We start from the raw sequence: 7,802 nt of genomic DNA on the forward strand, positions 1-7,802 counted from the left end.
CTGAGTTAGAGGCCGCCATCGCGGGCAAGCCCGCTCCCACAGGTTGTGTGGGAGGGCAAGAAATCTGCGAACAGGCTCGATCCTTGTGGGAGCGGGCTTGCCCCCGATGAGGCCCCCAACGACACCGATGATTTAAGGGAATGAACATGCTGCAACTAATCCTCGGCGGCGCCCGTTCCGGCAAGAGCCGTCTGGCTGAAAAACTGGCGACAGACAGCCAACTGGCCGTGACCTACATCGCCACCAGCCAACCACTGGACGGCGAAATGAACGACCGCGTCGCCCATCACCGCGCCCGTCGTCCCGCCGAATGGGCCTTGATCGAAGAGCCGATCGAGCTCGCCCGCGTACTGCGCGAAACCGCTGGCGCCAACCGTTGCCTGCTGGTGGATTGCCTGACGCTGTGGATGACCAATCTGCTGATGCTCGACGACGCCGAACGTCTCAACGCTGAACGCGAAGCCCTGTTGGACTGCCTGGCCTCGTTGCCGGGTGAAATCATTTTTGTCAGCAACGAAACCGGAATGGGTGTCGTGCCGCTGGGCGAATTGACTCGCCGCTACGTCGATGAAGCCGGTTGGCTGCATCAAGCTCTGGCCGAGCGCTGCCAACGTGTCGTCCTGACCGTCGCCGGCCTGCCCCTGACTCTGAAAGGAACTGCGTTATGACTCAATCCTGGTGGCTGAACCCGTGCAAGTCGATCGATGCGCACGCCATCGAACAGGCTGTGGCGCGTCAACAGCAGCTGACCAAACCGGCCGGCTCGCTTGGCCGACTGGAATCGGTGGCGGTGCAATTGGCCGGATTGCAGGGGCAAGTCAAACCCAGTCTGGATCAACTGTGGATCGCGATTTTTGCCGGTGACCATGGTGTCGTGGCGGAAGGCGTGTCGGCGTTTCCTCAGGAAGTCACCGGGCAAATGCTCCACAACTTCGTCACCGGTGGCGCAGCGATCAGCGTATTGGCGCGGCAATTGGGCGCGTCCCTTGAAGTGGTGGATCTGGGTACGGTGACGCCGACGCTGAATCTGTCGGGTGTGCGTCATCTGAACATCGGCCCCGGTACGGCGAATTTCGTCAAAGGCCCGGCCATGACCGCCGCCCAGGGTGAACTCGCCTTGCACGCCGGTCGTGACAGCGTGCGGCGCGCCCTCGCGGCAGGAGCGCAGTTGTTCATCGGCGGCGAAATGGGCATTGGCAACACCACCGCAGCCAGTGCGTTGGCCTGTGCCTTGCTCGATTGCCCGGTAGCGCATCTGGCCGGGCCGGGCACCGGTCTGGACGCGGCGGGTGTCAATCACAAAGCCCAGGTTATCGAGCGTGCGTTGGCGCGGCACAGTGCTCAGCGCGGGGACGTTTTGCAGACGCTGTTCAATCTGGGCGGCTTTGAAATAGCCGCGCTGGTGGGGGCGTACCTGGCATGTGCGCAAGAAGGTGTGGCCGTGCTGGTGGACGGATTCATTTGCAGCGTCGCGGCATTGGTGGCGGTGCGTTTGAATCCTGAGTGCCGCTCGTGGTTGTTGTTTGGTCATCGGGGTGCCGAGCCGGGCCATCGTCATGTACTGGAAAGCCTGAACGCCGAACCCCTGCTGGACTTGGGGTTACGACTGGGCGAGGGCAGCGGTGCCGCGTTGGCCGTGCCGTTGTTGCGTCTGGCTTGCGATCTGCACGGGCAGATGGCGACCTTCGCCGAAGCGGCGGTTGCGGATCGTCCGGTATGACGTTGCGTCTGGACGTGTTGCGCCATGGTGAGACCGAACTCGGTGGCGGGTTGCGCGGCAGTCTCGACGACGCGCTGACCGCCAAGGGCTGGGAGCAGATGAGCGCGGCGGTGATCGAGCAAGGGCCGTGGGACCGCTTGGTCAGTTCGCCGTTGCAGCGTTGTGCTCGGTTTGCGCAAGAGCTCGGTGCGCAACTGGGTTTGCCGGTGCAATTGGAGAAAGACCTGCAAGAACTGCACTTCGGTTCATGGGAAGGGCAGAGCGCAGCGGCGTTGATGGAAACCGATGCCGAGGCGTTGGGGCTGTTCTGGGCTGATCCCTATTCGTTTACACCGCCGGATGGCGAGCGGGTGGCAGATTTTTCCGTTCGGGTATTGGCGGCCATCGAACGCCTGTCCGTGGCCTACGCTGGCGAGCGGATTCTGTTGATCAGCCATGGTGGCGTCATGCGTTTGTTGCTGGCGCAAGCGCGCGGGTTGCCTCGGGAGCAGTTGCTCAATGTCGAAGTCGCTCATGGTGCGTTGTTTTCGTTGAGCGTCGAGGCCGGCGTCATTCTCAAGGAAGCGAACTGAACATGCTGCCGTTCTGGATCGCCCTGCAATTTTTGAGCAGTCTGCCGATTCGTCTGCCCGGCATGCCGACGCCAGAGGAATTGGGGCGGTCGCTGCTGTTTTATCCGTTGGTGGGGCTGCTGTTCGGTGTGATTCTGTGGGCATTGAACTGGCTGTTGCTGGGCACGCCATTATTGCTGCATGCCGCGTTGTTGCTGACTGTTTGGGTATTGCTCAGCGGCGGGTTGCACCTGGACGGTCTGGCCGATAGCGCCGACGCATGGCTGGGTGGCTTCGGTGACCGTGAGCGCACGCTGACGATTATGAAGGACCCGCGTAGCGGGCCGATTGCCGTGGTGACGCTGGTGTTGGTGCTGCTGCTGAAGTTCGCCGCATTGCTGGCGTTGATCGAGCAGCCGCACAGTATTTTCCTGGTCATCGTTCCGCTAATCGGCCGCAGCGCGATGCTGGGTTTATTCCTGACCACGCCGTACGTGCGCGCTGGCGGGTTGGGGCAAGCGCTGGCCGATCATCTGCCGCGATTGGCCGGTAAGCAGGTGTTGGCGGTCAGCGCATTGGCCTGTGTATTGATCGCGGGTCTGAGCGGTGTCGTCGCGGTAGTTTTAGCGGCGGTGGTGTTCGCCTGCTTACGGCGGCAAATGGTGCGGCGATTGGGTGGTACGACTGGCGACACCGCCGGCGCACTCCTGGAATTGCTGGAAGTGGCGGTGCTGGTGGGCTTGGCGATCTTCTAATCTTCCCACATCATGTAACTTGATTTAACACAACCACGGGTATATACACGCACCATGCTCGACTCCCAATGTTTATGCATCAACCTGCGTCGCGCCGCCCGTGGCGTCAGCAGGCATTACGACGGCGCTCTGGACGGCTTCGGAATCAACGTTGCCCAGTATTCTTTGCTGTGTAATTTGCAACGACTGGATCAACCGAGTATTTCCACCCTGGCCGAGGCCATGGGCCTGGACCGCAGCACCTTGGGGCGCAATTTGCGCGTGCTTGAAGGCGAAGGGCTGGTAGCGCTGGCCGAAGGCGAGGACATGCGCAATCGCATTGTTCGCCTGACCGAGGCCGGTGCCGAACGTCTGAAGGCCGCCTTGCCCGCCTGGGAGGCCGCGCAACAGCGGTTGGTGGACCGCCTGGGGGCCGAGAAACGTGAAACCTTGCTGCGACTGCTGGACGAACTGGCGTAAGGCCGGTTTTTCCGATCTTAAGCGGGTATATACCCGCTACCGGAGAATAAGAAATGACATCGATGTGGCGTACTTGCGGTTGGGTGTTATTGGGGAGTGCGCTGATCCTTGCGTTGTCTTTGGGCGTGCGGCACGGCTTCGGACTGTTTCTGGCGCCGATGAGCGCGGAGTTCGGCTGGGGGCGTGAGACATTTGCGTTTGCCATCGCCTTGCAAAATCTGATCTGGGGCCTGGCGCAGCCCTTCACCGGCGCGCTGGCCGACCGTTTTGGCGCGGCGAAAGTGGTGCTGGTCGGTGGCGTGCTGTATGCGCTGGGCCTGGTGTTCATGGGCTTGTCCGATTCCGCCGTGACCCTGTCCCTGAGCGCCGGCCTGCTGATCGGCATCGGTCTGTCGGGCACCTCGTTCTCGGTGATCCTCGGCGTGGTGGGGCGTGCGGTGCCGCCCGAGAAGCGCAGCATGGGCATGGGTATCGCCAGTGCCGCCGGTTCGTTCGGTCAGTTCGCGATGTTGCCGGGCACGCTGGGCTTGATCGGCTGGCTCGGCTGGTCCGCCGCGTTGCTGGTGCTCGGCCTGTTGGTGGCGTTGATCGTGCCGCTGGTGAGCATGCTCAAGGACAAGCCGCTGCCGACGCTCGGCCATGAACAAACCCTCAGCGAAGCGCTGCGTGAAGCCTGTTCCCATTCTGGTTTCTGGCTGCTGGCGTTCGGCTTTTTCGTTTGCGGTTTCCAGGTGGTGTTCATCGGCGTGCATTTGCCGGCGTATCTGGTGGATCAGCACCTGCCGGCGACGGTCGGCACGACGGTGCTGGCGCTGATCGGGTTGTTCAACATCTTCGGCACCTACACCGCAGGCTGGCTTGGCGGGCGCATGTCAAAACCGCGCTTGCTCACCGGTTTGTACTTGCTGCGGGCGGTGGTGATTGCGCTGTTCCTGTGGGCGCCGGTCACCACGACCACGGCATACCTGTTCGGCATGGCCATGGGTTTCCTGTGGTTGTCGACCGTGCCGTTGACCAACGGCACCGTGGCGACCTTGTTCGGTGTCCGAAATCTGTCCATGCTCGGCGGGATTGTTTTCCTGTTTCACCAGCTCGGCTCGTTTCTGGGCGGCTGGTTGGGCGGGGTGGTGTACGACCGAACCGGGAGTTACGACTTGATCTGGCAAGTGGCAATTCTTTTGAGCCTGCTGGCCGCTGCCCTCAACTGGCCAGTGCGTGAGCGGCCGGTAGCGCGGTTGCAATCACAAATGAGTGCGATATGAACAGTCTGTGGCCGCGGATCGCTGTAGCGGCCGTCTGCGCCTTATTGCTGGCGTTGTCATGGTGGGGCTGGCATCAGGGCGGGCTCGCGTTGATGCAGTTGGGCATGGGTGCTTGCTAGCGAACGGCGAGGGCGAGTAACGTCGTTTTTGACGACTTATCAAGGATGCACCGACATGCTGATGCGCTGGATTGCAGTCCCCGTGTTACTGGTGACATCTGCCGGGCTGGCCTGTGCGGCCGAGTGCCCGGAGCTGTTGCAAGGATCATTGCAAAAGCTGCGCGCCAAGGAATCCATCGACCTGTGCCAACGGTTTGAAGGCAAGCCGTTGGTAGTGGTCAATACCGCGAGCTTCTGCGGTTTCGCCCCGCAGTTCAAAAGCCTCGAGGCGCTGAATCAGCGTTATAAAGGGCAGGGACTGGAAGTGCTGGGTGTTCCGTCCAATGACTTCAAGCAGGAGTCCAAGGACGGGGCCGAGACTGCCAAGGTCTGCTATGTGAATTACGGCGTGACCTTCACCATGACCGAACCGCAGTCAGTACGTGGCGCTGACGCGACCCACCTGTTCAAAGTGCTGGCCGAGCAGAGCAGTGCGCCGAAATGGAATTTCTACAAATACGTGGTTGATCGCAAAGGCAACGTCATCGCCAACTTTTCTAGCCTGACCAAACCCGACGATCCCGAGTTCATCGCCGCGGTGGAGCAAGCCCTGGCTTCCCAACCCTGATCGGCGCCCAGTAAAAAGCCCCGCCTCTGTTACCAGAGAGCGGGGCTTTTTTGATTCAGCCGGCGAGTGATTCAGGTTCGCCGTGAATCATCAGAAGCGGTAGGTCGCGCCGAGACCGAAACCGTTTGCACTGTTTTCGTACTTGGCGTTGTAGGTCTGGCCACGGTCGTTGGAGTTGTTGATCTTGACCGACTCTTCACGCAGGTACGAATACGCCACGTCGATGGTCAGGTCGTTGGTTGGGCTCCAGCCAGCGCCCAGGCTGAACGCCTTGCGATCGCCCGTCGGGATGCGTGGGGAACGGTCGGCGTTGTTGGTCGGTGCCTGGTCAACGGACAGACCGCCACGCAGTACCCATTCCTTGTTCAGCTGGTAGGACGCGCCGATGGCGGAAGCCCAGGTGTCGTGCCAGTTCTGTTCTTCGGTGATGGTACCGAATTGGCCGTTCAGAACGGTTGGAACACCACTGTTTTCGACGGTGATGTCTTTCAGGCGGCTCCAGCGAGTCCAGGTGCTGCCTGCGTACAGAGTCCACTTGTCGTCGAGCTGGTGAGTAACCGAGAAGTCCACCGATTCAGGCGTGGTCACGTCCAGCGAAGCGTCGTATTTCTGATTCGGGTTCTGGCCGATCAGGCCCAGCACGCCGTAGTTGACCTTGGTGTTGCCTTCGAGCTTGTACTTCACTTTCGAGTGGTAAGTCAGGCCGACGCGCGTGCTGTCGGTGGCTTGAACCAGCACGCCGATGTTGTAGCCCAGCGCGGTGTCGTCACCGGTGATCTTGACCTTGCCGTCTGGTGCAGCCTGGGTGATCGACAGGTTCGATTCCAGGGTGCCGTCGATGCGGTTGATGGTCGGGCCGAAACCGATGGAAACCTTGTCGTTGAAGGCGTAACTGACAGTCGGTTGCAGAGTGGCGATTTTTACTTCGCTCTTGCTACCGAAGTAACGACCGGCAAAGTTGTTTTCGTAGTCGGTTACCAGACCGAACGGTGCGTACACGCCAATACCGAAGGCCCAGTGGTCGTCGATTGGCTTGACGTAGTAGCCCATCGGTACGGCGATGAACGGTACCATGTCGCCGTCGTTGCTGCCGCCGTTCGGGAAGGAGCTTGCGTGGCTGATGTCAGTGTGTGCGTCGATCATCGCAACACCGCCAGTGACTTGTTCACGCTTGATGCGGGACATGCCGGCAGGGTTGCCAAAAATTGTACTTGCGTCATCGGCAGCGGAAGATCGCCCGGCAAAACCTGTACCCATCCCGCTAATGCTTTGTTCGTTAATGGCGAAGCCACTTGCAAAGATCTGGGTGGATGCCAGGGTAACGGCGAGGCTAAGGGTAGTTTTGAGCATTACTTTTTTCATTATTAGAACTCCTGGTGATCACCGGGGCGAAAACTACCAACATTTTCGTCCCAGCGCTATAGGCTGTATGGCTTGAGTTAGAGCGGTTTTGTAGGACAATCCGACCAGATTCGCGACCGGTTGCACGATCTTTCAGAACTGGTGGGTCAGCAAGCGACCTGATTCAGTGGTGAAACACAAGTTTGCCAGGCGCAGGTGAAGTCGCGCAGGCGTCCTTGAGGCTGAAAGGTCTGACGCCAGATGCGGGCCATGCCCAACAAGTCATCGGCGGCGGGGAGGGGCGTGTTCTGTTCTTCTACCAGCAGCCAGGCGATGGCGGTGGCGTAACGCAGGTTAACGGTCAATTCCAGGTGCGGCCCACTGAGAAAGGCATGTTGGCTGGCCAGGCCGCGCACGAGGCTCGCGCGTTCGGGGTCCAGGGCCAGGTAATGATCCCAGAGTGCCTGGTGGCGGGGTTCGGCGATTCGGTAGAGGCCGTGGCCACGGCGGTCATGCAGGGCGGAACCAAGGGCAGACTGGCTGGCGGCAATGCCCAGCAGCAGGGATTCGGCAGTTGCGCTATGGCGTCCGAGGTAAATCAGTGTCGGACGAATCACATAACGGCACAGTTCGCTGGCAGCGATACCCATAAAGCCCTCGAAACATGAAGTGGGCGGCGATACCTGAAGGGGCATTGGCAGCGGTGGATCGAATCAGGCTCGCCGGAAGCGGATCACGCCGCTTGAGTTGAAGTGTAGTGTCATATTCGCGTTGTAAAGGACTGTTTTTAAAATATTTCCAGCTTCGAGTTATAACCGTTATATCGGTTAGTGCTTAGCCGCTGGGGGTGAAAAGAGAAATAACGGGTAATAAAAAGCCCCGCTTTTTGAGCATAATGCTGTTCACTTAAGTATTTGAGTCCCAGCCGGGCTTCCCCGAAAATCCGATGCCAGACCTCTGGCATCGGATTTTTTATGTCTGTTCAACA

10 protein-coding genes are annotated in these 7,802 nt (G+C 60.1%); 8 read left to right on the forward strand and 2 right to left on the reverse strand.

The window, feature by feature from the left end; all coding sequences use genetic code 11:
- The first annotated feature begins 146 nt into the window (after positions 1–146).
- From cobU to C7534_RS17195, 8 genes are read left to right on the forward strand one after another with little or no spacing between them, the layout of a single operon-like run.
- Positions 147–668, forward strand: a complete 522-nt coding sequence (cobU, locus tag C7534_RS17165) for a bifunctional adenosylcobinamide kinase/adenosylcobinamide-phosphate guanylyltransferase (RefSeq protein ID WP_109786457.1) — start codon at positions 147–149, stop codon at positions 666–668.
- Complete coding sequence (cobT, locus tag C7534_RS17170; protein ID WP_109786448.1) at positions 665–1,720, forward strand: nicotinate-nucleotide--dimethylbenzimidazole phosphoribosyltransferase; 1,056 nt, start codon at positions 665–667, stop codon at positions 1,718–1,720. The genes cobU and cobT overlap by 4 nt, the downstream gene beginning before the upstream one ends.
- Entirely contained in the window at positions 1,717–2,292 is a 576-nt protein-coding gene (gene cobC, locus C7534_RS17175; protein WP_109786449.1) for an alpha-ribazole phosphatase family protein, read from the forward strand. The genes cobT and cobC overlap by 4 nt, the downstream gene beginning before the upstream one ends.
- Before the next feature lie 2 nt (positions 2,293–2,294).
- Positions 2,295–3,026: an adenosylcobinamide-GDP ribazoletransferase gene (locus tag C7534_RS17180; RefSeq protein ID WP_109786450.1), complete on the forward strand. Its 732-nt coding sequence runs from the start codon at positions 2,295–2,297 to the stop codon at positions 3,024–3,026.
- Between the two features lie 54 nt (positions 3,027–3,080).
- Positions 3,081–3,485 (forward strand): MarR family winged helix-turn-helix transcriptional regulator, encoded by a 405-nt coding sequence (locus C7534_RS17185; protein WP_046032920.1) that lies wholly within the window; start codon positions 3,081–3,083, stop codon positions 3,483–3,485.
- Between the two features lie 53 nt (positions 3,486–3,538).
- A complete protein-coding gene (locus C7534_RS17190; protein ID WP_109786451.1) occupies positions 3,539–4,747 on the forward strand; it encodes an MFS transporter in 1,209 nt (402 codons plus the stop codon).
- Positions 4,744–4,866, forward strand: a complete 123-nt coding sequence (locus tag C7534_RS32835) for a hypothetical protein (RefSeq protein WP_007977581.1) — start codon at positions 4,744–4,746, stop codon at positions 4,864–4,866. The genes C7534_RS17190 and C7534_RS32835 overlap by 4 nt, the downstream gene beginning before the upstream one ends.
- 55 nt (positions 4,867–4,921) lie before the next feature.
- Positions 4,922–5,473, forward strand: a complete 552-nt coding sequence (locus C7534_RS17195) for a glutathione peroxidase (RefSeq protein ID WP_109786452.1) — start codon at positions 4,922–4,924, stop codon at positions 5,471–5,473.
- Between the two features lie 90 nt (positions 5,474–5,563).
- Here the strand turns inward: C7534_RS17195 and C7534_RS17200 are convergent, their stop codons facing one another.
- Entirely contained in the window at positions 5,564–6,835 is a 1,272-nt protein-coding gene (locus C7534_RS17200) for an OmpP1/FadL family transporter (RefSeq protein WP_109786453.1), read from the reverse strand.
- Between the two features lie 146 nt (positions 6,836–6,981).
- On the reverse strand, positions 6,982–7,464 hold the full coding sequence (locus C7534_RS17205) for a hypothetical protein (RefSeq protein ID WP_046032924.1): 483 nt from the start codon (positions 7,462–7,464) through the stop codon (positions 6,982–6,984).
- Positions 7,465–7,802: the final 338 nt, after the last annotated feature.

It is taken from the genome of Pseudomonas sp. OV226 (genome assembly GCF_003148705.1).
Lineage (GTDB): Bacteria > Pseudomonadota > Gammaproteobacteria > Pseudomonadales > Pseudomonadaceae > Aquipseudomonas.

Bases quoted from the DNA above. Each gene is read 5' to 3' on its own strand.
- C7534_RS17185 (WP_046032920.1), top strand. From the start codon at position 3,081: ATGCTCGACTCCCAATGTTTATGCATCAACCTGCGTCGCGCCGCCCGT.
- C7534_RS17200 (WP_109786453.1), bottom strand. From the start codon at position 6,835: ATGAAAAAAGTAATGCTCAAAACTACCCTTAGCCTCGCCGTTACCCTG.
- C7534_RS17205 (WP_046032924.1), bottom strand. From the start codon at position 7,464: ATGGGTATCGCTGCCAGCGAACTGTGCCGTTATGTGATTCGTCCGACA.
- C7534_RS32835 (WP_007977581.1), top strand. From the start codon at position 4,744: ATGAACAGTCTGTGGCCGCGGATCGCTGTAGCGGCCGTCTGCGCCTTA.
- cobC (WP_109786449.1), top strand. From the start codon at position 1,717: ATGACGTTGCGTCTGGACGTGTTGCGCCATGGTGAGACCGAACTCGGT.
- cobT (WP_109786448.1), top strand. From the start codon at position 665: ATGACTCAATCCTGGTGGCTGAACCCGTGCAAGTCGATCGATGCGCAC.
- cobU (WP_109786457.1), top strand. From the start codon at position 147: ATGCTGCAACTAATCCTCGGCGGCGCCCGTTCCGGCAAGAGCCGTCTG.
- C7534_RS17195 (WP_109786452.1), top strand. From the start codon at position 4,922: ATGCTGATGCGCTGGATTGCAGTCCCCGTGTTACTGGTGACATCTGCC.
- C7534_RS17190 (WP_109786451.1), top strand. From the start codon at position 3,539: ATGACATCGATGTGGCGTACTTGCGGTTGGGTGTTATTGGGGAGTGCG.
- C7534_RS17180 (WP_109786450.1), top strand. From the start codon at position 2,295: ATGCTGCCGTTCTGGATCGCCCTGCAATTTTTGAGCAGTCTGCCGATT.